At 46.2% G+C, this 26,808-nt stretch carries 20 protein-coding genes; 7 read left to right on the top strand and 13 right to left on the bottom strand.

Annotated features, from left to right (window positions below):
• Positions 1–73 precede the first annotated feature (73 nt).
• Entirely contained in the window at positions 74–463 is a 390-nt protein-coding gene (locus BCU07_RS13915) for a DUF1294 domain-containing protein (protein WP_017064222.1), read from the top strand.
• Positions 464–518: 55 nt separating this feature from the next.
• Here BCU07_RS13915 and BCU07_RS13910 read toward each other — a convergent pair whose 3' ends face one another.
• On the bottom strand, positions 519–1,103 hold the full coding sequence (locus tag BCU07_RS13910) for a LysE family translocator (RefSeq protein WP_017058847.1): 585 nt from the start codon (positions 1,101–1,103) through the stop codon (positions 519–521).
• 140 nt (positions 1,104–1,243) lie between these two features.
• Here BCU07_RS13910 and BCU07_RS13905 point away from each other — a divergent pair, with 140 nt between their 5' ends.
• Both BCU07_RS13905 and BCU07_RS13900 read left to right on the top strand, forming a co-directional pair.
• On the top strand, positions 1,244–1,684 hold the full coding sequence (locus BCU07_RS13905; protein ID WP_065583777.1) for an Lrp/AsnC family transcriptional regulator: 441 nt from the start codon (positions 1,244–1,246) through the stop codon (positions 1,682–1,684).
• Between the two features lie 26 nt (positions 1,685–1,710).
• Positions 1,711–2,640 (top strand): LysR family transcriptional regulator, encoded by a 930-nt coding sequence (locus BCU07_RS13900; protein WP_004732134.1) that lies wholly within the window; start codon positions 1,711–1,713, stop codon positions 2,638–2,640.
• 141 nt (positions 2,641–2,781) lie between these two features.
• On the opposite strand, the gene BCU07_RS13895 is transcribed toward BCU07_RS13900, so the two are convergent.
• The 5 genes from BCU07_RS13895 to dsrO form a co-directional block, all read right to left on the bottom strand.
• On the bottom strand, positions 2,782–3,843 hold the full coding sequence (locus BCU07_RS13895; protein WP_102428524.1) for a c-type cytochrome: 1,062 nt from the start codon (positions 3,841–3,843) through the stop codon (positions 2,782–2,784).
• Between the two features lie 9 nt (positions 3,844–3,852).
• Positions 3,853–4,494 (bottom strand): c-type cytochrome, encoded by a 642-nt coding sequence (locus BCU07_RS13890; protein WP_048610546.1) that lies wholly within the window; start codon positions 4,492–4,494, stop codon positions 3,853–3,855.
• A gap of 526 nt (positions 4,495–5,020) precedes the next feature.
• Positions 5,021–8,113, bottom strand: a complete 3,093-nt coding sequence (locus tag BCU07_RS13885; protein ID WP_102428525.1) for a tetrathionate reductase subunit A — start codon at positions 8,111–8,113, stop codon at positions 5,021–5,023.
• A gap of 14 nt (positions 8,114–8,127) precedes the next feature.
• Entirely contained in the window at positions 8,128–9,276 is a 1,149-nt protein-coding gene (gene nrfD / locus BCU07_RS13880) for an NrfD/PsrC family molybdoenzyme membrane anchor subunit (protein WP_102428526.1), read from the bottom strand.
• Entirely contained in the window at positions 9,273–10,109 is an 837-nt protein-coding gene (gene dsrO, locus BCU07_RS13875) for a sulfate reduction electron transfer complex DsrMKJOP subunit DsrO (RefSeq protein WP_017064229.1), read from the bottom strand. The genes nrfD and dsrO overlap by 4 nt, the downstream gene beginning before the upstream one ends.
• Positions 10,110–10,330: 221 nt before the next feature.
• Between dsrO and BCU07_RS13870 the strand changes: the two genes are divergently transcribed.
• The 3 genes from BCU07_RS13870 (at position 10,331) to BCU07_RS13860 (ending at position 14,383) form a co-directional block, all read left to right on the top strand.
• On the top strand, positions 10,331–12,202 hold the full coding sequence (locus BCU07_RS13870; protein ID WP_102428527.1) for a sensor histidine kinase: 1,872 nt from the start codon (positions 10,331–10,333) through the stop codon (positions 12,200–12,202).
• A gap of 11 nt (positions 12,203–12,213) precedes the next feature.
• The gene (locus BCU07_RS13865) at positions 12,214–12,816 is read left to right on the top strand and encodes a response regulator transcription factor (protein ID WP_102428528.1); all 603 of its coding nucleotides are present in this window, start codon (positions 12,214–12,216) and stop codon (positions 12,814–12,816) included.
• A 322-nt stretch (positions 12,817–13,138) separates the two neighbouring features.
• Complete coding sequence (locus BCU07_RS13860) at positions 13,139–14,383, top strand: tetratricopeptide repeat protein (RefSeq protein WP_017058838.1); 1,245 nt, start codon at positions 13,139–13,141, stop codon at positions 14,381–14,383.
• A gap of 193 nt (positions 14,384–14,576) precedes the next feature.
• On the opposite strand, the gene sstT is transcribed toward BCU07_RS13860, so the two are convergent.
• The 7 genes from sstT to malT form a co-directional block, all read right to left on the bottom strand.
• Positions 14,577–15,791: a serine/threonine transporter SstT gene (gene sstT / locus BCU07_RS13855; RefSeq protein WP_004732110.1), complete on the bottom strand. Its 1,215-nt coding sequence runs from the start codon at positions 15,789–15,791 to the stop codon at positions 14,577–14,579.
• Positions 15,792–16,182: 391 nt separating this feature from the next.
• Positions 16,183–17,247: a ribosome small subunit-dependent GTPase A gene (rsgA, locus tag BCU07_RS13850; RefSeq protein WP_052879180.1), complete on the bottom strand. Its 1,065-nt coding sequence runs from the start codon at positions 17,245–17,247 to the stop codon at positions 16,183–16,185.
• Between the two features lie 469 nt (positions 17,248–17,716).
• Positions 17,717–18,175, bottom strand: a complete 459-nt coding sequence (locus BCU07_RS13845) for a copper chaperone PCu(A)C (RefSeq protein ID WP_065583786.1) — start codon at positions 18,173–18,175, stop codon at positions 17,717–17,719.
• Positions 18,176–18,258: 83 nt separating this feature from the next.
• Complete coding sequence (locus BCU07_RS13840) at positions 18,259–18,855, bottom strand: SCO family protein (protein WP_004732104.1); 597 nt, start codon at positions 18,853–18,855, stop codon at positions 18,259–18,261.
• Positions 18,852–19,292, bottom strand: a complete 441-nt coding sequence (locus BCU07_RS13835) for a hypothetical protein (protein ID WP_017064235.1) — start codon at positions 19,290–19,292, stop codon at positions 18,852–18,854. Before BCU07_RS13835 ends, BCU07_RS13840 begins: the two co-directional genes overlap by 4 nt.
• Positions 19,293–19,495: 203 nt before the next feature.
• Positions 19,496–20,416, bottom strand: a complete 921-nt coding sequence (locus BCU07_RS13830; protein WP_017064236.1) for a DUF368 domain-containing protein — start codon at positions 20,414–20,416, stop codon at positions 19,496–19,498.
• Positions 20,417–21,017: 601 nt separating this feature from the next.
• Entirely contained in the window at positions 21,018–23,726 is a 2,709-nt protein-coding gene (malT, locus tag BCU07_RS13825) for an HTH-type transcriptional regulator MalT (RefSeq protein ID WP_102428529.1), read from the bottom strand.
• Positions 23,727–24,293: 567 nt separating this feature from the next.
• Between malT and BCU07_RS13820 the strand changes: the two genes are divergently transcribed.
• On the top strand, positions 24,294–26,747 hold the full coding sequence (locus tag BCU07_RS13820) for a glycogen/starch/alpha-glucan phosphorylase (protein ID WP_102332726.1): 2,454 nt from the start codon (positions 24,294–24,296) through the stop codon (positions 26,745–26,747).
• Positions 26,748–26,808: the final 61 nt, after the last annotated feature.

Below are 26,808 nucleotides of genomic sequence, written 5' to 3'. Positions count from 1 at the left end.
TGCCTTACTCATCCTTATCAAAATCTACAGGGCGTAATTGCTACAGTATGTGAGCTGTTGCTCAAAAGGAGTCATGTTGTCTTCATCTATTCAAATCGTTATCACTTATTTGGTTCTGGTGGCGGTGTCTGTGTTGTTTGCGGAAAGTTCTAAAGCGCTGTTGGTGTGGTATTTGGTTATCGGTTTCGTGACGTTTTTTGTGTACGCGAAGGACAAGCGAGCAGCGATCAATGGCAATTGGCGTGTGCCAGAGAAAACTCTGCATATTTTTTCTGTTGCTGGTGGCTGGCTAGGGGCGTTGATTGCTCAAGATAAGCTGCGTCATAAAACGCAGAAGCAGCCGTTCAGAGCCATATATTGGGTGACAGTGGCAGTGAATGTTGCGGCGTTTGTGTGGACGTTAACGCCGAGCGGGCAGACGATGTTTGGTCGTTGGCTTAGTGAACTTGTGGGTTATTTATAAAGAGAATAACGGTTAGCACAGGAGTACCAACCGTTAAAATACAGAAGTTATTCGACTAGAGCATCGGAATGGTCGATGCTAGAAGCAAGCCTGCCATACCGTAGTTGAAGCTTTTGATACGGACGGGTGTGGTTAACCAGTGTTGCAGTTGTTTACCTGCTGCCGTCCAGAAGGTCACAGAAGGCAAGTTGGCGAGCGTGAAGATACCTGCGATGATCGCAAGCTCCCACCATGAACTGCCGCTGCTATAGACTGAAATTGCCGTCAGCGCCATCGACCAACCTTTCGGGTTCACCCACTGAAAACTTGCCGCGCCGATGAAGGTCATTGGCTTATAAGCCTCGGTGCTTTTGGCTTTGCCGCTCAATGCTATCTTAATTGCAAGGTACACGAGGTAAGCAAGGCTTAGGTATTTCAAGATTTGGTGAGTAACCGGATAAGCGTTGAAAATGCCCATTAAACCGAAGCCAACCAGCAGCAACATGGCTGCAAACCCTAGAGCAATGCCAAGCATGTGCGGAATAGTACGGGCAAAGCCAACATTTGCTCCTGATGTCATGAGCATGATGTTATTTGGACCTGGTGTGAAGGTCGAGACGAACGCAAACAAGGCAAGTGCGCTAAGTTGTTCTAAAGGCATTATGGTTCTCCAGCAAAAAATGAACGAAGTGACTGACCGGTCATGACTTTCACGTGTTGAGAAACATAGTAGGTGGAAAGTGAGGTAATTATGTGCTTTTATTTCCTCTATTATCACTAAATGCACAATAATAAGTACTTATGGATAGATTTGACGAAAGGATATTGCAAGAGCTTAAATTGGACGGCAGAATCTCCAACATTGAGCTTTCAGAACGGATTGGCTTGTCGGCTTCTGCGACCTTAAGGCGCGTCCAGGATCTTGAGCGTAAAGGTATCATTCAAGGTTACCGTGCGGTTCTGGATAATGGGCTGATGGGGGTAGGTTTTATTGCTTATGTTTCGATTGGTTTATCAAGCCACAGCAAAGCGGCTCAGCTGGAGTTTGAACAGCACGTCAGTATGGAAAAAGAGGTGGTGGAGTGTCACAACATTACCGGTGCCAACGAGTACTTGCTAAGGGTAGAAACCAAAGACCTACCGGGCTATAAGAAGTTTCATGCCGATGTGCTTGGGGAATGTGCTCAGGTGAAATCTATTACGACTATGGTTGTGATGGACACCCCTAAAGACGAACGCTAGTCGAGTTTTATTTCAGGAGAGGCGCAGTGCCAAATACCAATCAGTTGTTATTGTTCTTAGATGTGGTTCAACAAGGGTCGTTTACCAAAGCGGCAACCTTACATGATATGGACAACTCATCACTCTCTAAACAGATCAAAAAGCTCGAGCAAGATTTAGGTGTTCAGCTGCTGAACCGCTCTACACGCTCGTTTTCGTTGACGTCGGCAGGGGAAGATATTCTCGCACAAACCTATGTACTGAAAGACACCATCAATCAGATTCAAGGCATTGCAGATTCATACCAGTCAGAGCCAAAAGGCGTGCTACGAATTACTTCACCGATCTATTTTGGGCAGCAATATTTGCAACCTATCATCACTCAGTTCATGAGAAAGTACCCAGATGTTCAGATCGTACTTTCACTAGACGATAAGATCGCCAATATCATTGCAGGGCAGTTTGATATCGCGTTTCGCTTCAGTAAGCTTGTTGAATCGAATTTGATTGCGAAGAAGATTGCCGACAGTAATTTCATGTTGGTCGCGTCAAACGATTTTGTGAAGCAGCACGGTGAACCGAAAACGCCACAAGATTTGCTCGCGCTACCTGCTGTGATTTATACCAATGGCGATATGACGGTCGATCATTTACGTATCAGTGAAGAGCCGCACGGTAATACCTTCCAGAGCCTGACGATTCGCGGTAACTATAAGGTAAGTGATGTTCGCACCATGGTCTCCTGTGTGAAAGATGGCCTCGGATATGGCTTCCTTGATCAATCAAACCTGTATGCCTCAATGAAAGAGTTAGGCTTGGTTACTTTGCTTCCGGATTACCCGATTTCAACGATTGATACTGCAATCTACGCTGTGTATCCGCACCGTAAACAGACCAAGCTGGTCAAAGAGTTTATTACTACAGTTCAAGATTATATTGGCTCTCCGACCATTTGGGAGAAGATGCAGCAAGGTTAGTTGTGTTTCTAATAGTTCAAACTAAAAAGGAGCCAGATCGTCACACGATCTGGCTCCTTTTTAATTGTTCCGGCTATCACTGATTTACAATGTAAAGCTTAGCTATAGCTGGCGTGAACGGCTCATATTCACAAATACCTATTAATGCTCATGAATCACTTCTTTACCACTCGGATAAGCTTTGGTACCTAGTACATGACCATCAACTTCTTTGCCATAGTAACCTTGGTGATTGTGGTAGCGCTTAGCATTGCTAGCAACATCACCCTTGTATCGAGGATCTTGTGGGCGTTCATGACTATTCACAAATGCAGCCACATCCCATGCATCTTGAATCGAAAGTTGCTGGCTCTTTCCAAGCGGCATGTTTTCATAGATGAAATAGGCAGCGGTGTTCACCCGGTGCATACCCGCGCCCCAGTTATACGCGTTTTCGCCCCACAATGGTGGAAAGTATGAACGTCCGTCAGCCCCTTTAATACCTTCACCATTTTGACCATGACAGGTTTGGCAGTTGGTTTGGTAAACCTTTTCACCACGCGCTATCGATGGCTCTTGTTCAGGATTATCAATCTTAGGATAGCCACGACCTGCCAGTTTGCTTCGGTCATCGATTGGGTATTTGCTTAGCAGTTCTTCCGGAAGAGGGAAGCTTTCAGCTTTACCACCGACTTGTAAGTCGGCATCGCTAATCTCAGGAACGGGTGTATCTTGCATGCCGTTCTTATCTAAGATGCCGCCCATCGCCAGCCAGTATGAATAAGCCGTCAGTGCGACCATCTCTTTTGAACCCTCGGCCGGTGGCAGACCATTCATTGAGTAGGTGAAGCAACCTTGGATACGTTCTGCGTAGCTGTTTACCTTGTCATTCTTAGAACGATACGCAGGGTAGGCCATGTACGCCCCCCAAAGAGGGGCAGCGTTAGGCTTCATGCCCGCTTGCATGTGGCAGTTGACACAGTTTTGTTCATTGCCTACGAACGTACCACGCATCTGTTGTGAATCGACAAACAGCGAGTACCCCAATTTTACTTTGTCGCCAAATTCCCCAGCAGGGATATCAACCAAGTCTCGTGGCACCAGATATTTGTTGTCTTGAGGCTTCTCAACGGCTGGCAGTTCGGTTTGGCGATCTGGCAACTCAGCTTCGGCATAAGCGATTCCAGAGGCAAGGGTTGCGGTAATTAAAAGTAATGTTTTCATGCGAGCCCTTTAGTATCGGAAAGATGCGAAATAGTAAGAGAGGTTTTTGATCTCATCGTCGGTCAACTTGCCGGCGATATTGCCCATCATGTTTAAATCATCACCCTTACGAGTGCCGTTTTTCCAAGCGTTGAGCTGAGTCTGAATGTAGTCGGCATGCTGACTCGCTAGGCGAGGAAATTTGTCTACGCCCATACCACTTGGTCCATGACAGGTAGCACAAGCAGGAATGTTTCGATCCCAATCACCTTGGAATACAAGTTTACGATACGGGTTATCGATATCGGCTTGTGAGCCGCGTTGTTCTAAATCGGTGAAGTCGTATGAAGGTAATGAAGCGAAGTATTCTGCAACTTCACGACGAATCGCAGGATCAGACACACCATCAGCCATGCCTTTCATGATCGCGCTTTGACGCTCACCACTTGAGAATAAGACTAGTTGATGTTCTAGGTAGTCAGCATTGAGCCCTGCAAGCATAGGTGCGATGTTGGGCATGCCTTTCCCGTCGGCTTGGTGGCAACCGCTACAGGTTTCTGCGGCTTCTGGCATTGGATTGGGTGCTGCTTGTGCAAAACCGGATAAAGAAAGGCTTCCCAGAGCAGCGATGCAAAGCGTTAGAGTTTGAGTTTTTATGTTCAGCTTAATCATGAGGCGTCGCTATTGGTTGTAATGCACGCATTTTCGACATAATTGGTTGCTCGCGCTATTGTGGATTTCCACATTAATTCACTGGGAACTTGAGGTAAGTCTCACATTAATAACCTCAATCACCATAGTGGTATTGATGTGGATTTCGATAGGCGAATCCAACTGCCGTTAACGAAGTGCAAGGGAACTGCCATGTTCGCCTCGGTATAACTGCTTGTTAAGGCTCTTTTATGGCACCGATTGTATAAGCATAGCTGCTTTATGGATGCGGGCTAAAAAAGTTGTGGTGAAATGAAGATTACCTAATGGTTTTGGGTTGATTACTCTATCTAGAGCGGATGCTTTATGTAGATTGGGTACTTTATGTAGATTGGACGTTTATCCAAATAGGGTGCTTTTCTAGATCAAGGGGACGAAAAAGCAGAGCAACCTCGAATGACGAAGTTGCCCTGTTGTGTTCTCATCTGCAAATCAGATAAGGAAGTGTTTTGAATCAGTGATTAAGTTATAGCTTGCTGAGTTTAAGCTAGACCTTGTAGATCTTAGCCGGAAGCGCTTGCCTTGCTGCTGCCCCCACAACCCAATCCAACATCACGCCTTTGCCTTCTCTCGTTGGGTCAATTAAACCAATATCATTGATATTAACGCCATCGTTTGACTTCATCTTCACTGGTTGTTGTGTGTCACCAATCCAGTGTGCACGTTCACCGAGCTCTTTGTGGCCAAAGCCGTGTTCAAAGCCTAATGTGCCCGGTTTAATGCCATCAATCACCATCGCCAACGCGTGTGTGGTTGAACTCGGTGTTTCAATGGCAAATACGTCACCGGTTTTGATGCCTGCAGAAGAGGCGTCTTGTGGGTGAATGTAAACCGGGTTCACGCCTTTGATAGACTCCAAGCGTGGTGACAAGTTGGACACCGCACTGTGAATGTTGGACTTAAAGTTGGTCAGGGTGAACGGCCACTCTTTTGCTGGGAATTGCTCTGCTAATGGCGTGCCGTCTGCCAGCTTTTGTGGATACCATGTCGGGCAACCCATGTACTGCTCACCACTGATGGTGTTGTGAGAGGTACCAAGCTTTTCATTCCAGATAGCCAATGGCTTGGTCCATTTGTACTTCATAGTTTCATTGGTATACGCATTGGTTGCGTCTTCAAAACGACCGCCACGCGCAAAAATGTACGCTACTTTGAGCATCTCTTCTGGTTTAAGCGTTTTGTGCATTACAGGTATAAGGCGCTCTAGACCAGACCAAACGATATCTTCGGCGTCTACATTCGGCACGCCACCTTTTACGAACGCCAAGTTAGCAGCTGAGCGCAGGTAGAAGTCTTCAGCGCTATGAATACCGTGCCAGTTACCTTGATTGTCTTTGATTACGTTGTCGCCGAAGCCACCTAAGCCCAGTGTTTTCGCTAGATCAATAAAGAAGTTCTCTAGGTTGATGGCACGTCCGTCTTGAGTGCGGGAAGTTTTAGGCTCAACAATCGGCCAGCGAGCGGTGATCGTTTTAGTCGCGACACCATGCCAAGGTGTTGCCATGCCCCAGCTTTCGTAGGTCACCGTGTCTGGCACGAGGTAATCCGATAATGCTGTGGTCTCATTGATGAATGCATCGATAGACACGATCAAGCCAAGCTGTTTTGGATCCTTAAGCTTTTCACCCAGCAAGTTGTCTAAACCCGGAACACCATAAAGTGGGTTCGCCATGTGGTTGATCCATGCCTTTGCGCGGTAAGGATAGCCATCAATCGCAGCTGATAAGTGCTCGGTTAACAGCGGTGCTGAGATTGGATACCACGGCGCGCGCGTCGGGTAAGGTGACTCACCGGCGGCAACGCGACGTTTGTATTCGCTGGTTTTTTGATACGGGAACTTGCTGCGGGACAAGAACACGCCTTGAGGCTTAGTCTTACCTTTAAACTTAGTAAAGTCGTAGCGTGGGCCTGCAACCGAAGTCGGGTAGCCACCCGCTTTCGCCATCGCACCGCCTTTCGCGTTGATGTTACCGATCAGCGCGTTCAGCATTAGGATAGAGAACGAGTTGTAGAAGCCGTTGGTGTGCATGTTGCCACCGTGAGTATCCACGACTGCTTTCGTCCCGTAACTGGTAAAGCGTTTCGCTAGTGCAATAATTTGGTCCTGCGGGATCTCACACTGCTCACTGTAGTATGCAAGGTCATATTTGAAGGCTTCTTCCTTCAATCTTTGCAGAGAAGACTTAACACGAACAGTCTGACCATCAACTTCTACGTCTTGATCGACGAACAGAGCCGCTTCATTCACCTGAATATGTGATGCCAATAGTGACGTTGTCACATCAAGTGCGATAAATCCGTCATCGTCAGACATCGGTTCGCCTGTTTCTAGCAAACCCATATCCGATGCGCGAAGCATGCGCCCGTTTTGTGGGTGTGCTTCGTCACTGATCACAAGGTGTGAAGCATTACACCAATGCGTGGTGCCTGCTTTTTGCATCGCTTGTGCGCTTGGGCGAGACAAGAAGTCGTGATTGTATCGTTGGTTCTCGATGATCCATTGGATCATACCCAGCACTAATGCTGAATCGGTGCCCGGTTTGATCGGTAGCCAGTTGTTTCGATCGCCCGCAGCAAGGCTTGAAGATCCTGCAGGAAGGCTCGGAGTCACTATGGTGTAGCTCAGTTTTCCGTTGGTACGAGCTTCAGCCAGCTGTCTTGCTTGGCGCTTAAACGGGTTACCCGCTTGAGCTGGAGACATACCGATGAAAAGAATGAACTCTGCGTTGTTGAAGTCGGGCTTTAAGTGCGAGAACTTGTCTAGATCGTTCATGATCGCGCCTGAACCTGCGCGGAACGCGTAGCCACAGTAAGATCCATGGTGACCAAAGTTACGAGTGCCGTAGCTGTTAAATGCAAAGCGCTTCAAGATGTCGTCACGGCCTTCATTACCGGCATTAGTCACAAGCAGTTGGTTGGCTTTTGGTCCGTATTCAGGGTTGTTCGGATCGAGTGGTGTTTCGATGTCACGAATCGATCGTAAGCCCTCAACTTCACCTTCACCGAATAAGTCACCACCCTCGGTGATCTCAGAGATAAGTTGTTCGTAGCTGATTGGTTCCCACTTGCCTTCACCACGCTTACCAACGCGTTTGAGCGGTTGAGTGATTCGGTATGGGCTGTTTTGAATCTCCAACATGCCGTTACCACGGGCACAGGCTGTCGAGCGGTTATTGATGCCTGATTCACCAGACAAGCCAATGTAGGCGTCTTTTACCGGTGTTTTGAATGGGATCTGTTGGTCACTTGATAGCGGGTGATACGGGTTGCCCGAGATACGCAAGATCTCGTCATTGCGATTATCGATACGTACACGCAATCCACACAGTGTCCAGCAACCAAAACACATTGATGGTGCAACGCGTTGGTTTGGATTCGGCGAGATCTTACCTTGCTCATCGACACTGTATTCTGTCTCTAGCGAATTACCGTGATGGATGTGATTGGTTTTCTTACCCGCGGTGCCATCGATAGCACCGTGAACCATGTGTTTTGTGGTTGTCGCATAACCTGCAGCAAAAGCTCCAACACCACCGGCAGCAAGGCCTGTTTTCAAAAATTGACGACGTTTGTTATCCATGATGATTCCTCAGACTACAAGCTATGTGAGCGGTTAAGTGGTGAAGGTGTGTTTTGGTTTGGCTTAGATGCTGTCTTTGTCGCAGAGCCAGTTGTTCGTGTAGATCCAACAGACACGATTTCAGAGGCGAACAACGCAAGTGCTAGCCACAGGCCGCACATGCCAACGATGCCGAGTAATCCTGCGCTACCCATCGGCAGTTCATAAGGGAATGGGCCAACATCGAAACGGGGAATGGTTTGAACTTCCATCATGGTGACCCAACGTACCGCCCATGCAGAAACTATGGTCGCAAGCGCAACACAGATAATTCCTAGCTTACTTTGCGATAGGCGTTGCAGTGGTAGAACCAAGATCATGCACAGCAAAATGCTGGTGGTCATGATGCCTAAATTGATGCCCCAAGCGTCGTTCTCATACAGGCTGAAGTGACCATGGTTAGATGCCCAAATCGACGTGAGAATGATGGCAAGGCCACCAGTTAAGTTAATGGTTCTTTGTATCAAAGCTAGGTCTGTTGGTTTTAAGCTTGGCTTGCTTGAAGGCAGTAGAGCCCAAATCAACAGCGTTAAACCCGTTGCAGCAAAGAATGCGGTCGTGAACCAAAGCAGCGGAGAAGCCGGTTGATGCCAAAGCGGTCGGCTCGCCAAAATCGCAATCTCTGCGCCTGTGTAAAGCGCGATGCTTAGGCCCGAAATAGCCGTCACAGCAGCGAGCGCAATCATCAGCTTTGACGATATTTGCCATTGACCTAGCGTCAGCCAAGCCAAACGTTTTAGAAGTGGGTTTTCACTCTCTTTCAGTTGTGCGATGTCATCACGCAGGTAAACCCATGCGGTTGCGACAGCCAGACCAGAGAACAAAGGTAGAAACAGAGAGCCCAATGACATCCATGACCAAGGTGTGATGTGAGCATAGAAATGCCACGCACGTCCGGGTTGATGCAAGTCACCAGTAAGCGCTAATGGCCCAACAATCGCACCGATTGCCATCACAAGCACAAGGGCAGAACGAAATTGGTGGCTGGTTGAATTTTTGAATATCAGTGCAATCAAAAACAGAATAGCGGCCGCGTAAGCCGAACCTATGTAGAAGAAATATTGAACCGCCCACGGTAGCCAAGCGATCTCTTGAGCGGGGACTAACACCTCAGTGATATTCATGCTGTCTCTCCTTGTTTGCCTTGTGTCGCGATTGCCAATTCTTGTTTGCTAGAGGATGAGTTATCGATGGCGGCTGGATCATAAATCGCAGGTTGGCCTTCAATGTGACTAACGAATCGCTCGTTCATGCCGATATAGAAAACATGGGGGTTGGTATTCTGCTCTGGCTTAAGCACCTTGATGTCGTCTTGGTTTTCATTGAGCAGACGGTTGATCTCGCTGTTTGGATCTTTAAGGTCGCCAATGACACGCGCGCCACCGACACAGGTTTCTACACAAGCAGGCAGTAAGCCGTCTTCAAGGCGGTGTGCACAGAAGGTGCATTTGTCTGCGGTAAGGGTGTCGTTATTAATGAAACGAGCATCGTAAGGACAAGCTTGAACACAGTAAGCACAGGCTACGCAGCGTTCGTTGTCGACCATGACAATACCGTCTTCGCGTTGGAAGGTCGCTTGAACTGGACAAACCTTGATGCAGGGAGCGTTGTCACAGTGATTACAGAGACGAGGTAACATGAAAGATTTCACGTCTTGTTGAGCAGTCGAACCATCATCAAGGGAGACTTCATACTGTTTTACGGTGGTTCTGAATTGGCCAATTGGTGCTTGGTTTTCAACGCTGCAGCCAACAGTGCATGCCTGACAGCCAACGCACTTACGCAAATCAATCGCCATGGCGTAGCGTTTACCTACTTCGCCCTTGCGGTCAGGCTGGTTGTTATTGCGAATGGCTGTGCTGGCGACTGCGGTGTTGATTCCGGCAATGGGAATGAGCGCAGCGCCGGCGGAAACTTTACCGAATTGGCTGAGAAACCGTCTTTTCAATGAGTCCATAGAGGTACCTATAAATGGGTATTCGATCTGTTAGGCTCATTGTCAGTTTTTGACCGTTCACGAGGTATTGTGGATTTCCACATACCCAGATCAAAGTTGATCTAGAACAAATGTGGTTTTACCAATCTAGCTGTTATGCTTTGTTTAAAGGCTCTATTTAACGTGTCGTCAATGCGTTATTCGAGTGTGAACATGCCATCAGTGTGGAGAAAGAGATTTTAGTGACAGTCCGAAACCTAATATCAATCGTTAGCCTTTGTTGGTTGAGTCTAACTGCAGGAATCTGTTTAGCCGCTCAAGCGGAGCAAGAGATTACAACATCAAACACTGTTGAGTCGGAACAGGTGATTGAGGTCGGTGTGCTGGCTATTCGAGGCAAGCTTTCCGCGCAGCAGCGTTGGCAGCCGACGATGGATTGGTTGTCGGAGCGCATTCCCGGCAAACACTTTGTTCTCAAGCCTTTCAACTTAGAAGAGATGGCTGATGCGGTAAAAGGTGTTGAGGTCGACTTTGTCATCACCAACCCCGGTCAGGCGGTTCGATTAGGACGCCAGTATGCGCTTTCTTGGATGGCAACCATGACCAGTCATAACTTTGAAGCTCAAGGCACCAGTAATACACGCAGCATTGGTTCCGCCTTAGTGGTGAGAAGAATGTCGCCCTATATCTCTCTCGAACAACTCAGCGGTAAGCCGATTGCGGCAGTCTCTGAAAATGCTTTTGGTGGTTACCTCACTATGCGTTACCAAGTGATGCAACAAGGGCTCAACCCCAATCACTTTTTCTCTAATACTCAGTTCTTAGGTTTCCCTATTGATGCTAGCTTGTATCAACTGCGTGAAGGGCACATTGAAGCTGCGGTGGTGCCTGCGTGTTTGGTCGAGAGCATGTTCAGCGAAGGTTTGCTGGTGGCGGGTCAATATCGTGTTATCGAGAATCAAGCACCAGAAGGGTTCCGATGTCAGGTGTCTACACCGTTGTACCCTAACTGGTCGTTTGCCAAAACAGAGCGAGCGTCTTCGGCACTGGCTAAACAAATGAGTCAGGTGTTATTTGCTATGCCAAAAAGCAGTGCACCAGCCATTGCAGCGAATGCATCGGGCTGGACTTCACCGACAAGCCTGCTGTCGATCGACAAGCTATACCAACAACTCGACATGCATCCACTGCAACAACCTTGGTGGAAAGAAGCGTTAATCTGGCTCAAGTACAATCAACAGTGGGCATGGGCGTTCTTTATTCTTGTCGTGTCTCTAAATGCTTACCACTTCTGGCTAGAATACAAATTCAGCCGCAGCAAAAAGCAACTAGAAGCGACGCTGTACAAGCTGAAAAGTAAGAGTGAACAGCTAGAGCACTCACAGCGTATCGCGGTAGTTGGTGAACTAGGAAGTAGCTTGGCACACGAGATTAATCAGCCTCTGGCAGCAATTCGGAATTATAGCGAAGGTGGTTTACTGCGGATTTCGAAGAACAAACCGCTGACTGACATAGAGCCTGTATTTGAGAAGATCCAGTCGCAAGTGGACCGTGCTGATGCGATTATCCAACGCTTAAGAAACATGATCAAAAAGCGTTCATCAAATAAATCTCAAATTGATATAGAAGTGCTTCTTACAGATACCATCGAGCTACTGCAATTTCGATTAGAGAAACACAAGATAACCATTGAACGTCATGTCGTGGGTAAACCTATCACGCTACATGTTGACCCTGTCGGATTGCAGCAGGTAGTTGTAAATTTGATCAACAATGCGACTGATGCATGTAATGCTCAGATGCATCGCGAACAAAGCGCTACGTCTGATATTGGTAACAAAAATAACGAACCATCGACAATTAAAGTGATTACCGAGTATCAACCGGATAAAATGATGCTGTCGGTTATCGATAACGGTACGGGCTTAGATTTTACCGAGCAACAAGTCACTCAAGCCTTTGTGAGCAGCAAAGAAAACGGCTTGGGATTAGGGCTTGCGATTTGCCAAGATGTGATTGAAGACCACAGTGGCAAAATGAGCATTACTTCACTGACTCCTCATGGTTGTCATGTCGCGGTGACACTACCTTCCTCTATTTCAAATGATTCATAAGGAATCTTGCTATGCCTGAACTTCATCAAAGGCTTCCTGTCTATGTGGTTGATGACGATGAGTCGATGCGTGACTCATTGGTGTTCTTATTGGAAGAGCATGATTTTACGGTGTCAGCCTATGAAGATGGCCCGAGCTTTTTAGACTCTGTGGATCTCACAAAGTCGGGCTGTGTAGTGCTAGACAGCAGAATGCCAGAGATGAGAGGGCAACAAGTTCATGAGTTAATGGTGAAAGCGCAGAGTCCGCTGTCGGTTATCTATCTCACAGGGCATGGCGATGTGCCAATGGCGGTGGAAGCTTTGCAAGCAGGTGCGATGAACTTCTTTCAAAAGCCGGTTAAAGGAGGGGAATTGGCCGAGGCAATCAAGCAAGGATTAAAGGCTTCTGAAAAGCATCTTCACATGAATGTGTATCGCCAAGCTTATGCGTCGCTGACCGAACGAGAAATCGACATCCTTAAGCAGATCATTGATGGTAAGCGTAATCAGAAAATCGCTGATGAATTGTGTATCGCGATGAGAACAGTAGAAGTACACCGAGCAAGCTTGATGAAGAAATTCTCAGCGAAGACGGTTGCCGAGTTGGCTTACATATACGGGCAATTGACTTAACTATCACTGTGCGAAATTCCTGATGGAAACCCATCAATTTCGTCACCAAGCTTTAGGACTTTCCTGATGAAAGGCAGCCTTCATAATTTATCTATATTGAAGCAAGATCACACCATTTATGGAGTGCATACGGATAGGTCTTAGTAGACTTTTTATCGCTATGTATTCCTGAGATACTGAACTGAGTTCATTTTAGGGCGGAACGTTTTAATAACGGCGCTTTTCCCTGTAATTAGAAACATACCATTCACTATGGGTTGATCACTTTCCCGATATCGGGGCTAGTATCAGCCGAGTTAGGTTAAAATATTTTATGAGTACAATGGGAATTGCAATTGGTGCGACGGCTCTTTCGTTAATACTTGTCGCCGTGTGGCTGATCTCTTTATCGCTAAGAAAGCAGCGCTTGGAACAAGAACGTAAGGCTCGTGCTGTCGCTTATCGAAAAGCGATTGAAAAAGCGCGCATACAAGAGCAAAAAGAGCGTCACTTCAAAGCCGAAACTGGGCATGTACCGTCGATACTGTATTTGGCAAAAGAAGCTGAACGTAACAATATTAAGGAAGCTCTGTATTGGTACGACAAAGCAGCGCAACTCGATAATATTAATGGCATGTATGGCATTGTGCGCCTAAGCATGAAGCGTAAAGAAGACCTCATTTTAAGAGAGAAAGCCAACTTTTGGCAGCTAGCAATCTCTGCTTTAGACAATGACGTATCGGCGAAATTCGAGATGGGCAAAGCGCTCGTCTTTGGTCGTGGAACCGATAAGAACATCCCTAAGGGTTATACCTATATTGAAGAGTCTGCGGCTGGTGGTAATACCGAAGCGATGCTGTTTATCGGTGACTGGTGTCTAGATAAAGAAAACCCAGACTACTCTGCCGAAAGCTCTGTCGAGTGGTACCAAAAGGCCGCGGAAAAGAATAGCTTAGACGGCAAGATCAAACTTGGTATGAGTTATTTGAACGGTGTGGGTGTTGAGCCTAACCATGGCGAGGCTGTTTACTGGTTTGAGACGGCCGCAGAAAAGAACAGTGCAGAAGCCATGTTTAGAGCAGGTGAAGCTTGGATTGACCATGGTGAACACGGCAATGCCATTGCTTATATCTGGCTATTTTTATCGGCTCATTTTGGTTACTCAGAAGCCAAGCATTTGAGGGATAAAGTCGGCGGGGAACTTGGTGTGGATGCTGTCGTGGGCTTACAAGCTCTGACTAAACCGATAATGACTAAGTTGACCCAAGAAGCAATCACTAAGCACTCAATCATTAAGGCGCTCAACAAGCTCTACAAACGCAATGTCCCTGTCCCTAAGAAGGTTAAAGAAGCGTCCGATGAAGAAGGTGAGGAGTTAAATGTCGATGGTAGTCATTTAGAGACCAAAGCGTCGAGTGAGCAAGGTTCTAACGTCGATTACAGCCAGCAGGCGACGCCAAACCATGATAGCGGTGCTGCGAATCAAGGGTCACCCAGCGATCAAGCAACGCATAACAAAGAAGCAAGTCCTAACTCTCTAGACTTCAGTCAGGCAGCCGTGGATCCAAGCTGGAAAAGCAACCACTAAAACGTGTTGGTTAGCTTTGATGAGTTAGACAAGAATGACTAAAGCTGTGAAGCTATAAAGCTATAAATCTATATAGCTCCTAGCCGTAATCTAGAAAACCAAGACAACAAAAAAGGGAAGCGAATGCTTCCCTTTTTATTTGTGTGCTATTTGCTTTTAGAGCTTAGAGCTTAAGCCTAATACCCAAGAGCTGTTAAGCTTTGTTTTGCTCAGCTTTACATACAGCCGCAGTGAACACTACGTCAGTTGAGCTGTTAAGTGCTGTTTCAGCCGAATCTTGAATCACACCAATGATGAAACCAACCGCTACAACCTGCATCGCTACATCGTTTGAGATACCGAATAGGCCACAAGCTAGAGGAATCAGTAGCAGTGAGCCACCGGCAACGCCTGATGCACCACATGCTGAAATTGCAGCAACAAGGCTTAGTAGGATCGCAGTGAAGATATCAATCTCAATACCCATTGTGTGTACAGCTGCAAGCGTTAACACAGTGATGGTGATTGCAGCACCCGCCATGTTGATGGTTGCGCCTAGAGGGATTGAAACAGAGTAAGTATCTTCATCTAGCTCTAGCTTCTTACAAAGGTTCATGTTCACTGGGATGTTTGCAGCGCTTGAACGAGTGAAGAATGCCGTTACACCAGATTCACGAATACATTGTAGTACAAGTGGGTATGGGTTCTGTTTTGTCTTTACAAAGACAAGCAGTGGGTTAACGACAAGAGCAATGATCAGCATTGAGCTTAGTAGAACCGCTAGCAGTTGACCGTAGCTTGCTAGTGCATCGAAGCCCGTTGTTGCGAATGTAGTCGAAACAAGGCCGAAGATACCGAATGGCGCAAGACGAATAATGAAGCGAACAATGTGTGAAACACTGTGGCTAAGGTCTTCGAAAACCGCTTTGGTTGTTGCAGATGCGTGGTGCAGTGCAAGACCAAGACCGATTGCCCAAGCAAGAATACCGATGTAGTTTGCGTTCATTAGCGCACTAACTGGGTTATCTACAAGCTTGAATAGAAGGGTATGAAGAACTTCCGCGATACCTTGAGGAGGGTTAGCACCTTCAGCGCCAGCAACCAGTGTCAAAGTGGTTGGGAACATGAAGCTCAGTACTACAGCAGTCAGTGCAGCAGAAAACGTACCAATCAGGTAAAGCACAATGATCGGACGCATATGAGTATGCTGACCTTTCTTTTGGTTTGCGATAGAAGCTGCAACAAGAATGAATACTAAAATTGGGGCAACAGCTTTCAGAGCGCCAACAAACAGACTACCTAGTAGGCCTGCATCTTGAGCTGCTGAAGGAGACACCATGGCGAGAACGACACCGAAAACAATACCAGCAAGGATCTGTAGAACGAGATTTCCACGAGCGATGCGGGCGAGCATGTTGTGATTTTGCATAAAATACCTGCAATTGTTAATTTATTATAGTGATGTATCTTTTTATAAAGTTGTACCAAATCCGACTATACACTAGTGGAATGGGCGGTCATATTAGCGGGATCTAAGAGGGTGTCTAGGAATAGTTTACTTTTAGGGTGATTGTTTGCGCTACGTGGTGTTTTTAGAGCTAAATGTTAATCAAATGTGTTTTGATTGAGCTATAAATCTACAAAATGACATTTAATAGACTCAATATACTGTAAATTTGGAAATGTAAACGACTATTGGTAAGAACATTGTGTGCATAAATAGTCACACTAAGACCAAATTGAAACAAAAAGCCCCACGTGTTTAACACTAAGGGGCTAAGCTTGTCTCAAATACAACTTATAGTCGTTAACTTAAAGGTTTAGTCAGAAGCTTTTTTAAGATTTCGACTTTCTGATTGAACGGTTTTGTACATCTTCGAAAGCTGCTTACTGTTAGCACGTTGCTCTGCCAATGAGGCACCATTTCTGGCTTGCTCTCGCAATAGCTTTTGATAGTTATTAAATCGTCTTTCAGACAACTCTCCACTCTCAATGGCTTTGCGTATTTTGCATCCAGGCTCTGATTCATGATGGCAATCAGAGAAACGACAGTGCATAGCTAACTCTTCGACATCAGAAAAGGTTTCGCTTACCCCTTCGGCGCAGTCTGCAAGTTGCAACTCTCGCATTCCTGGCGTATCAAGCAGTAAGCCGCCCGATGTCAGTAAATGCAGTGAGCGTGACGTCGTTGTGTGTCGACCTTTGCTGTCGTCTTCACGAATGCCACCCGTGGCCTGCTGAGTCTCCCCAAGCAGCGAGTTGACCAGCGTAGATTTCCCAACACCAGACGACCCCATCAAAGCCACCGTTTTGCCCGTTTTACACCAAGGCGACAATACTTGAGTAGAGTCTTGGTCTAGGCTATTAACGGCTTCGATCATCAGCATTGGGTCTAGGCTTTGTACTTGCTGTACTTTGTCTTGGTAGTCGTCACACAAGTCTTTCTTGGTGAGTACGATAACGGCTTCAACTTGCGCTTCATTAGCGAGAGCGAGATAACGCTCGATGCGGCTTAGGTTAAAGTCGTTATTTAACGAAACCACGATAAAAACCGTGTCGATATTGGCTGAAATATATTGTTCAGCTACGCGACTGCCAGCAGCTTTACGGCGGAAGAGCGATTGACGGTCTAGTAAGCGGTCGAATTGCAGATCAGAGTTCAAAATCACCCAGTCGCCAACGGTCATTGCCGGTTGGTTTTGGTGGATGGGTAGAACAATTTCACCTTGCTCTGACGCTAATGTATAGCCACTACGGTGATGTGCGACGATACGAGCAATGACGGAGTGGTCATAGTCTTCGAGTGTCAGTTGTTGTTGGAATACAGGTTGCCATCCAAGTTGTTGAAGTGACATTGGATGAGAAAATGCGTTTTGTGAATTCATGTCTATTTACCCAGACGTGCGAGCTTTCTTTTCTTATGAGAGCATTAACGTCTTGTAAGATCTCAGGTTGTTGATGAGATCGAAAAGCGTTAGTCATATCAAAAAGCGTCGAGACGTCAAAAATGTTTTGTGCTTGGGTCGAATTCAAATAGATAGGACCCCGGATTTAGTCATGCGTTGTTGGGCATGCAGGTATTGATCACTTATGATCAACAGTAAACCGGGTAAAAGTGTGCGGTCGTCAATGGATGACGATAAGTTGGTAGATCGGTGTTTAAGTTTGATTAACCAAACAAATTAACGCGTTACTTTTACTGCCAGTTTTAGTGTGTTCATTACAATCATCTTCTATTCTCCTTGGTTTATTGATGTGTTCAGGCTTTGAATAAAAAGCGCGCTCAGTTTAACAAAAAGCCACGATGGCGAGAAGTCATCGTGGCTTAATTTATTTCATTGATTATGAATCCGATTAGTGATGATCGTGATTCATCTTTTTCATGCCGCTCATTACTTTCTTAACCGGCGCGTCAAAGGTTTGCGTTTCACCGTTAGCGAAAGTCAGAGTCATTTCGATCTGCTCACCTTCTTTTAGACCATCTTTTAGGTCGAACAACATGATGTGTAGGCTACCTGGCTTTAGTACCGCTTCACCATTTGCAGGGATTGTGATTTGTTGAACTTGGCGCATCTTCATTACGTCGCCGTCAACGATAACATCATGAAGTTCTACCTTTCCTGCTGCTGGCGTTGTCGCAGAAACAATAGCGCGATCTTTATCGCTGTGGTTCATCAGAGTCGTGAATACCGCGCTGTTCACTGCTGAAGGCGGGGTTGCACGAGCGTACGCGTCATGAACCATAATATCGCTATTGGCGTGAGCAAGGGGAGTGAGCAATAAGCCGGCTAGAGCAAGTGCTTTTAACTTCATGTTGTTGTCCTTAATTTTTATGTTTTTGGTCTGGGACCTGACTTTTTTTGAACTTTATTGAGTAAGTTCTTTGTTTTTACGTTTTACTGCGTCAGCTTGTTGATAGCCTCAACAATTGGCGCTGGCGTTAACGTATGCGGCACTTTGGTAATCAAGGTACCGTCGGGCTTTAAAAAATAAAAATATGAGCTGTGGTCAAGGGTGTATTCCAACTCTGAACCTTCCAGCTTGGTCTTTCTGAAAATAACACCGTAGTTGTGTGCAAGCGTGGTTGTCACATCCAAAGGACCACTTAATCCTTCCATCATTGGGTGGAAGTATTGTGCGTATTCGTATGAGGCCTCTGCTGCATCACGCTCAGGGTCGAGAGAGACAAACATCGGGCGAATCTTGGCTTTTGCTTCATCAGAGACTTGGTTAAGTGCTCCGGCCAACATAGCCAAAGAAGTGGGGCACACATCTGGGCAGCGTGTGAAACCGAAGTAAACGATACGAATTCTGTCATCGGTTTGGTCAAAGATTTCCGTTGGTTGGTTGTCTTTGCCGAAAAGAGTCGTTGCGGAGAACTCTTGTTTTGCAGCGTGTTGTTCTTGAACTTCGTTTTGCCCATCAAGATAGCTTTTGACACCAAAGCCAAGTACAAAAGCGACAACCAATGCTAACGACCAATTTCTACTCATCTTGCCATCCTTATTGCAGGTTTTACGGTTTCAACACCATCGGTGAGCTCACCAAGCCAAGTCATGTGATCCATGGTACACACGGGTAAAATGACATCACCTTCATAGATGTTGTTACCAGTATTTTTTAATTGGAAACGTGCTGAGCCCATTTCCATCTCTAAACCGGTCAGCGATAGCATCAAGGTTTCAGAGGCCGCGCCTTCCCACACCACTTTGATTTTTGTTGGGACTAGAGGTTGAGCTGTTTCATGCTCAAGGGTCATAGCAACGCTGTCTTGCTCACACCATGTTGTTGAAAGCATGCAGTAGTCATCTAAGTTGACGTCAGGAGAGTGGCTCTCTACTACCGATTTAAATTGCTCGACTGCCTGTGGTCCATAAAAGCCAGCGACCAGCGCAATACCGAGCGCAGCAACCTTTAATGCTGGGTGCATGTCGTGTTCTCATTTGATTTTATAAGAACGGCGATGGTATCACACCACTCAATACGTGCTTGTATCAAAAAGCAATTTTGTGCGTATGGTAGAACTAAAAAAGCGAAGCCATTGGCTTCGCTTTTGTCTGTTTAATAGATATGTGAGCTTAGTATTTCTAAGTTCTATCCATTCTGAACATGTTCCAGAAATACGTTGAATGATTAGTCAGCGTTACGCTCTGCGAACTTCTCCAGGCCTAAAACCAATGCAATCGCAGCAAACATCATCACAATCGCCATGACCAACTGAGAAGGCTGAGAGGTTACCGCTTCAAAATCAAACGGTGATAGGTTTTCTTGAATCAGAGGAACTTGTTCACCTTTTGAGTTTGTGCGCCAGCTGATGGTCTCTTTCCAAGGCCAGATCTTAGGCAGCGTACCGATCATCAAACCGGTTAAGAATACCAATGTGAAGTCGCGGAATGAACGCAATAGCCAAGACAGTACATGTGAGAAAGTCAGCAGTCCGATCACACAGCCCGCAAGGAATAGCGCAAGTACATCGACTTGAAATGATTTAACGGCGCCAAGCACGGGGCCATACATGCCAATCAGGAGCAGAATAAAGCTGCCTGAAATACCGGGTAAAATCATCGCGCAGATAGCAATCGCACCCGCAATCAATACGTTGATGCTGGTTGGTTCCATTTGCAGCGGTTTAAGCACGGTAATGCTATAAGCGAAAGCAACGCCAAGTAGCAAAAACACGAAGCGAATCATATCGCGTTTCTCTACTTGCTTAAGAATATGGAAAACCGAGACCAAGATCAGGCCGAAGAAGAAAGACCACAGTGGAACAGGGTGGGTGACTAATAACCAAGAAATCAATTTTGCGAATGTCGCAATGCTCGTGAATACGCCCGCGAACAGTGAAATTAGGAAGAAACCATTGATGTGATTAAACGCGGCTTTGAAGCCTTCGCGTTTCCATAAGCCAAGTACGCTAGGGTTAATTCTGCGAATGCTTTCTAGTAGCGTATCGTAGATACCAGTGATGAATGCGATGGTTCCGCCCGACACGCCAGGAACAACGTCTGCTGCGCCCATAGCCATGCCTTTGAAAAAAGTACTTAAGTAGTTCATTGCTTCATAGAGTTGAGGATGATTTTGTGCAGTATACAAACTTTAGTGTAAAAAAAGTATGAATATGCTTTTGGGGAAGGGCTTTTATTACTCTATTAATTGTAAGGCAATAAGTTGAAGTGAATATTTGCCTAACATTTAGATAACAACCACTTAGTGATTTGTCATTAAGAGCAGCGATGAAACTGATCTCTTATCGATATTGCATCTTGGTTGCATTATGCAAATGCACTTTGCAATTCGCATGACAAATTCATGGTTTTTATGCGATGCAGGGCTTATAAAACGTCGAATAAAAGTTGGCACGCTAACTGCATTATATACATTGACCCTTCTTAAGCCGAGGGTCACCTAGCCAACTGACGTTGTTAGTGAACCTATGATTTGTTCACAAATATATAGAGCCAATCGCGATTATTGCGGTTGGCTATTTTTTTGCCTGTCGTTTGGTGATCGTCTTTTTACTTTTCCCATTCCTACATTTTTAGGTTCTAAACTTCAGATGAAAAAAAAGCCAGCCACCATCGGTGACTAGCTTATGTTTTCTCGAATCAATCTCGAATCAATCTCGAATCAATCTCGAATCAATCTCGAATCCGTTTTAGTACCCCATCAACTGCAGCAAGTTTTCCGCTGTGCTGATTGCTTCTTTACGGTTAGCAATATTGAGTTTTTGGTAAAGGTTACGGATGTGAGTCTTGATCGTGGTACCCGCTACATCGAGTTCTTGAGCGATCTGCTCATTACTGAATCCTGAATAGATCAGACCAAGCACTTGCCATTCACGCTGAGTGAGTGGGCTAGTGCGCACCAGCTCAGGGATATTCGGGTGATTAACCAAGTTCTCAACAAAGTCTTCATCGAAATGCACCGAACGACTGCGTTGGGTCGTGGAGATATCCTTCATGATTTGTTGCGCGCGGTGACGTTCTAAATCACCTAAGCCAGGCTTGTTGCTCAACTTATCCAAGATATGCCCGATAGTCCCACCGTCGACTAAGAAGTTACCGACCATACCGGTTTGGTTAGTCATATGAAGCGCTTCTTCAAGCAGTACTCGTGCGCTGTCTTCATCGTTAATTTGTGTACGTAACACGGCTTCAACGATCAAGTTGCGGTTGGTGTCTGTAATCAGGTGCGAACGCTGGGCTTCACTCTTAAGGAAAGTTAGCGCTTCTTCTGCGTCTTCATACTGCTCAAGGATGATGTGAGCACGAACGATGTTTCGCCACTGAAGTTGGCAGAAGTGGTTACTTGCCGATTCAGGTCGAACCGCCACACTCAGCCAATCACGTATCGCCTCTTTATCGCCTTTTACTTGCCAGAACAGAATCAAAGAAAGAGAAGCATTTGCCGTCCAATCTACGTGGTAAGTCGATTGACGCAATAGGTGCTGAATCTGGTCGATAAATTTCGACGCTTTATCAATCTCACCACGGCTCAATGAAATACGAGCCAACATAGAATAGCTGTGCAGGTGTTTACTCGGAGAGTGGTGACCAAGGATATCTAAGCCTTTGTAGCAACACTCTTCCGCTTCATCTAGTCGGTTCCAACACCAGAAGATCTGAGCGCGAACACGCAGCAAGAATTCGTGCAGAGGTACGTATTGCAGCTGATGTTCTTCAATCAATTTGAATGCACTGTCTTGTAGCTCAAATGCAGCTTGAACATAACCTTGAGCAATCAAGATTTCGCTTTGTTGCAGAATCGCCCACAGGGCCTGATGGTAAACCTGATACTGACGTGCCAGTTTTTCTGTTTGTTGCATCATCGGTAGCGCACGGCTTAGGTTACCCATTACGTGATTCACTTCGCCCACAACCGAGGTTGCGACAATGCGGCTACGATAAACGGTGGTGTTCAACTGACTCAACGAAAGCTCAGCCAATTCCAATGCTTTCTCAGGCTCATTGCTGTTGATGGCAACTTGTGCGCGTAAGGCGTTGTATTGGCCTTGCTGCTGAGTATCGAGTTCAATGTTTCGCGCTTGATATTGAGTCTCAGCCTCTTCCAACAAAGTACCCACTTGGTCATAACGGTGCTGACTTTGTGCAAGCCAAGCACGCAACATCGAAAGCTTTGGCTCACTGTAAAGTTGGTCGGTAGTCAGTTGCTTGATCGCCATCTCTAGTGACGACAGCTCACCTTGGTTGAACATCGGCCAACCGTGTTCAGTCAGGATTTGAATGATCAGCTCTGGATCTTCAGCTCGTTGTGCATGTCGCAGTGCTTGATGAGGCGTTTTCTGTTTGATCCACGCTTTCGCGGCACTTCGGTGCAACTCGGCTTCTTGCTGTGGAATTCGAGCTTGGCGCTCGTGGGCAAGAAATTCGCCGAATAGATTGTGGAATCGGTACCAGTTCTTCTCGCCTTCAAGCGGGTAGATGAACAAGCCAAATCGATTGAGTGATTCGATCATACCCAGTGCGTCTTCACGCTGTGTAAGCGCGCAGACTAATTCGTCATTGAAGTGATCAAGCACGGAACATTGCATCAAGAACTGTCGGGTTTCTTTGTCTAGCAGGTCGAATACTTCTTCAACCAAGTAGTCCCAAAGATGGGCGTGATTAAAGTGAGAGAACGACTCTGCGGACTGTGCAAGAGTGCGTTTTTGGTGTTGTGCTTGTAGCGCGATAAGTTGCAGTGCAGAAGGCCAACCTTCTACATAACTACAAATGCTATCTGCCGTCGTGTCATCAATGCCGTCGGCTACGCGTTGGTTGAAAAAGCGTGTGGTTTCTTCGGTATCAAACGCCAACGAGTCATTACCTAATTCGATCATTAAGTCACGAACGCGCAGGTTTGCTGTACCAAGTGGTGGCGTACCACGACTGGTGACAACCAACGTTAGGTTATCGGGCATGTGTTTGAGGAAGAAGCGCATGGCTTCGTGGATGTCGTCATTGTTGACCAAGTGATAGTCATCCAACACCAGAAAACACTCGTGATGGAATTCCGACATCTCGGCAAATACTTCACTTAATAAAGAATGCAGCGATGAAAACTGTCGTTTTTCTGCCAGCTTTTGGGCATTCGGACAGGCATTTTGAGTCGCTTTATTAAGTGATTGAAGTAGGTAGTTGATAAAGCGGAAGGCATCGTTGTCGCTATCATCAATGCTGTACCAACCCACATTGGGTTTATCTACCAACCATTGTGCAGCCATGGTGGTTTTGCCGTAGCCCGCTGGAGAGCGGAACAACACAAGCTTATAGCAATCTGCATTGTGAAGCAGATCGAGAACCCTAGGTCGTAGGATTGCATTATGTAAGCGGCCGGGACGAGTCAGTTTCGAAGGGATCCACATATCGAAGTTTTACACCTATTCCGTGGCTATGTTCTGGAATATCCCAATCTATCGTTGAGTGCACTCCAATGACATTAGCCTAATTACTTAAGTCTTTACTCATATTACGTGAAGCCAAACGTCACCGACTATGATCCTCCTCAGAAACCTTGCGCTCCTGCATGTTTTTGGGTGTCTACGCCCTTTATTTGAGACTTTGCTCACGTTGCGGGTTGGTTTGTGAATGTGACTTCGTTCATCCCTACACGGGAATCTATGCAAAAGATGAGAGTTGGAAATTATTTTCGTGATCTGAATATCAGATTTGACAATGACTTTAATCTGGTTAAATAAAAGTCACATCAATTGAAGTTAAGTTATCGAACGGGAGCTTGTGATCTTAGTCACTCCAAGTTTTTGTTCTCAGTCAGAACATGAGAGTCAGATCACTAACCCTAAGTCGGTACGCCCCCTACGCCCTCCCATCTACTCCTAGTCAGTTGCATTAGCGGGAGGATGTTTAGTTTATGGTGACCATGCACGATATGTCACAGATGAATTAGAACTATTAAAAGCGAGATTTCTGAAATGAAACCAACTCAGCAAAAAACTTTCGATAAAGTGTCATTCCAAGAGAGTGTTAAGAAACATTTATCTGCAACCTACGCAACAACCGTTGAAACAGCAGACAGCCGTTCATGGTATCTAGCAATGGGTCGTGCTCTTGCAGAGCTAACGACTTTTGACCTGCTAGAAACTGAAAATGATGAAAAAATTAAGAACGCTAAGAGCGTTAACTACCTATCACTAGAGTTTTTGATTGGTCGTCTAACAGGTAACAACCTGATCAGCATGGGTCTTTACGAACAGATCACTCATGCAATGGAAGAGCTAGGTCAAAACCTAACTGACCTTCTAGAAGAAGAACGCGACCCATCACTAGGTAATGGTGGTCTTGGTCGTCTAGCTGCTTGTTTCATGGATTCTTGTGCCGCTCAAGAATACCCAACAGTAGGCTACGGTCTTCACTACGAGTACGGTCTATTCAAACAATCTTTCCAAGACGGTCGTCAACAAGAAGCACCTGACGCATGGCGTGGTGTTGAAGGTTACCCATGGGAAGTAGCTCGTCCAGAACTAGCACAACACATTGGTTTTTACGGTCATGTAGACGTTGAATTCGTTGACGGTAAAGAAGTTCGTACTTGGGTTCCAGGTATGGAAGTAAAAGCAATGCCTTGGGATCTACCTATCGTAGGTTACGAGTCAAACACGGTTTACCCGCTGCGTCTTTGGGAATGTCAGGCAATCGCACCATTCTCGCTAGCAAGCTTTAACAACGGTGATTACTTCGAAGCGCAACACTCGCTAATCGATGCAGGTAACATCACTAAAGTTCTTTACCCGAACGACAACCACGAGAAAGGTAAGACTCTGCGTCTAATGCAGCAGTACTTCCATTCAGCAGCATCGGTTCGCGATATTCTACGTCGCCACGAAGCAGCAGGTTTCTCTCTAGAAGATCTGCCTAAGCAAGAAACGATTCAGCTGAACGATACACACCCAACGATCGCGATTCCTGAGCTAATGCGCATCTTGATTGACGAGAAAGGTCTATCTTGGGACCAAGCATGGGAAATCAGTGCTCATACGTTCGCATACACGAACCACACACTACTTCCTGAAGCACTAGAGACTTGGTCTGAATCTTTAATCAATCGTCTTCTTCCACGACACATGGAAATCATTTTTGAAATCAACCACCGCTTCATGCAAGAAGTTCGCAAGATGTGGCCTGGTGATGGTGAGAAGCAAGCGAAGCTTTCTATCATCCAAGAAGGTTTCCACCGTATGGTTCGCATGGCAAACCTATGTGTGATTGGTTCTTACAAAGTAAACGGTGTAGCTGCGCTTCACTCTCAACTGGTTAAGAAAGACTTGTTCCCTGAATTCAACGAAATCTTCCCAGGTAAACTGACTAACGTAACGAACGGCATCACGCCACGTCGTTGGTTGAAGTTCTGTAACCCAGGTCTATCTGCGCTAATCACGGGTAAGATCGGCACTGAATGGCCAGCAAAACTTGAGCAGCTAGAAGGCATCGCTAAGTTTGCAACAGACGCGAAATTCCAAAAAGAATTCATGGCTGTTAAGAAAGAAAACAAACAGCGCCTAGCTGATTGGGTTCAAGAGAACATGGGTATCGAGCTAGATACTAACGCTATCTTTGACGTTCAAATCAAACGTCTTCACGAATACAAGCGTCAGCACCTAGATTTGCTACACATTCTATCTCTGTACCACCGTATTCTTAACGAACCTGGTTTCGAGTGTGAGCCACGCGTATGTTTCTTCGCAGCGAAAGCAGCACCGGGTTACCACCTAGCGAAAGAGATCATCTTCGCGGTTAACAAGATTGCAGAGAAGATCAACAACGACCCTCGCATCGGTAACAAACTGAAAGTGGTATTCATTCCTGACTACCGTGTAAGCATGGCTGAAATTATCATCCCTGCAGCAGACGTTTCTCAGCAAATCTCACTAGCGGGTAAAGAAGCATCTGGTACGGGCAACATGAAGATGGCTCTAAACGGCGCGCTAACTATCGGTACGATGGATGGTGCAAACGTTGAGATTCGTGAAGAAGTGGGTGATGAAAACATCTACATCTTCGGCCTAGACGTTGATGGTGTTCAAGCTCTGAAAGCTCAAGGCTACAACCCATACGACTACTACAATGCAGACCCACTACTGAAAGCATCTCTAGACCTACTGACTGGCGATGAGTTCACTCCAGGTCAACCAGGCCTTCTACGTGCAACGTTTGATAGCCTGCTAGACGGTGGTGACCCTTACCTATGTCTTGCTGACTTCGCATCTTACGTGAAAGCGCACGAAGACATGGGCACGCAATACAAAGACCAAGCAGGTTGGGCTAAGAAAGCAATTCTTAACACAGCATTGGTTGGTAAGTTCACATCAGACCGCTCTATCCGCGACTACGTGAACAACATCTGGAAACTTGAAGCGGTTAACCGTTAATACTTCCAAAGTAGCCAAGGCAGTTTCTGCCTTGGCTCAATTAGCTTGTGAGCAAACGAAA

The sequence above is a fragment of the Vibrio sp. 10N.261.54.E10 genome (assembly GCF_002877735.2).
Lineage (GTDB): Bacteria > Pseudomonadota > Gammaproteobacteria > Enterobacterales > Vibrionaceae > Vibrio > Vibrio crassostreae_C.
This window is presented reverse-complemented; position numbering and strand designations above follow the sequence as displayed.

What these genes read in the sequence shown, in the direction of transcription:
- BCU07_RS13905 (WP_065583777.1), top strand. Translation starts at nt 1,244, where the DNA reads ATGGATAGATTTGACGAAAGGATATTGCAAGAGCTTAAATTGGACGGC.
- dsrO (WP_017064229.1), bottom strand. Translation starts at nt 10,109, where the DNA reads ATGGACTCATTGAAAAGACGGTTTCTCAGCCAATTCGGTAAAGTTTCC.
- BCU07_RS13915 (WP_017064222.1), top strand. Translation starts at nt 74, where the DNA reads ATGTTGTCTTCATCTATTCAAATCGTTATCACTTATTTGGTTCTGGTG.
- BCU07_RS13890 (WP_048610546.1), bottom strand. Translation starts at nt 4,494, where the DNA reads ATGATTAAGCTGAACATAAAAACTCAAACTCTAACGCTTTGCATCGCT.
- malT (WP_102428529.1), bottom strand. Translation starts at nt 23,726, where the DNA reads ATGTGGATCCCTTCGAAACTGACTCGTCCCGGCCGCTTACATAATGCA.
- BCU07_RS13845 (WP_065583786.1), bottom strand. Translation starts at nt 18,175, where the DNA reads ATGAAGTTAAAAGCACTTGCTCTAGCCGGCTTATTGCTCACTCCCCTT.
- BCU07_RS13885 (WP_102428525.1), bottom strand. Translation starts at nt 8,113, where the DNA reads ATGGATAACAAACGTCGTCAATTTTTGAAAACAGGCCTTGCTGCCGGT.
- BCU07_RS13840 (WP_004732104.1), bottom strand. Translation starts at nt 18,855, where the DNA reads ATGAGTAGAAATTGGTCGTTAGCATTGGTTGTCGCTTTTGTACTTGGC.
- nrfD (WP_102428526.1), bottom strand. Translation starts at nt 9,276, where the DNA reads ATGAATATCACTGAGGTGTTAGTCCCCGCTCAAGAGATCGCTTGGCTA.
- BCU07_RS13830 (WP_017064236.1), bottom strand. Translation starts at nt 20,416, where the DNA reads ATGAACTACTTAAGTACTTTTTTCAAAGGCATGGCTATGGGCGCAGCA.
- sstT (WP_004732110.1), bottom strand. Translation starts at nt 15,791, where the DNA reads ATGCAAAATCACAACATGCTCGCCCGCATCGCTCGTGGAAATCTCGTT.
- BCU07_RS13835 (WP_017064235.1), bottom strand. Translation starts at nt 19,292, where the DNA reads ATGCACCCAGCATTAAAGGTTGCTGCGCTCGGTATTGCGCTGGTCGCT.
- BCU07_RS13820 (WP_102332726.1), top strand. Translation starts at nt 24,294, where the DNA reads ATGAAACCAACTCAGCAAAAAACTTTCGATAAAGTGTCATTCCAAGAG.
- BCU07_RS13865 (WP_102428528.1), top strand. Translation starts at nt 12,214, where the DNA reads ATGCCTGAACTTCATCAAAGGCTTCCTGTCTATGTGGTTGATGACGAT.
- BCU07_RS13895 (WP_102428524.1), bottom strand. Translation starts at nt 3,843, where the DNA reads ATGAAAACATTACTTTTAATTACCGCAACCCTTGCCTCTGGAATCGCT.
- BCU07_RS13860 (WP_017058838.1), top strand. Translation starts at nt 13,139, where the DNA reads ATGGGAATTGCAATTGGTGCGACGGCTCTTTCGTTAATACTTGTCGCC.
- rsgA (WP_052879180.1), bottom strand. Translation starts at nt 17,247, where the DNA reads ATGAATTCACAAAACGCATTTTCTCATCCAATGTCACTTCAACAACTT.
- BCU07_RS13910 (WP_017058847.1), bottom strand. Translation starts at nt 1,103, where the DNA reads ATGCCTTTAGAACAACTTAGCGCACTTGCCTTGTTTGCGTTCGTCTCG.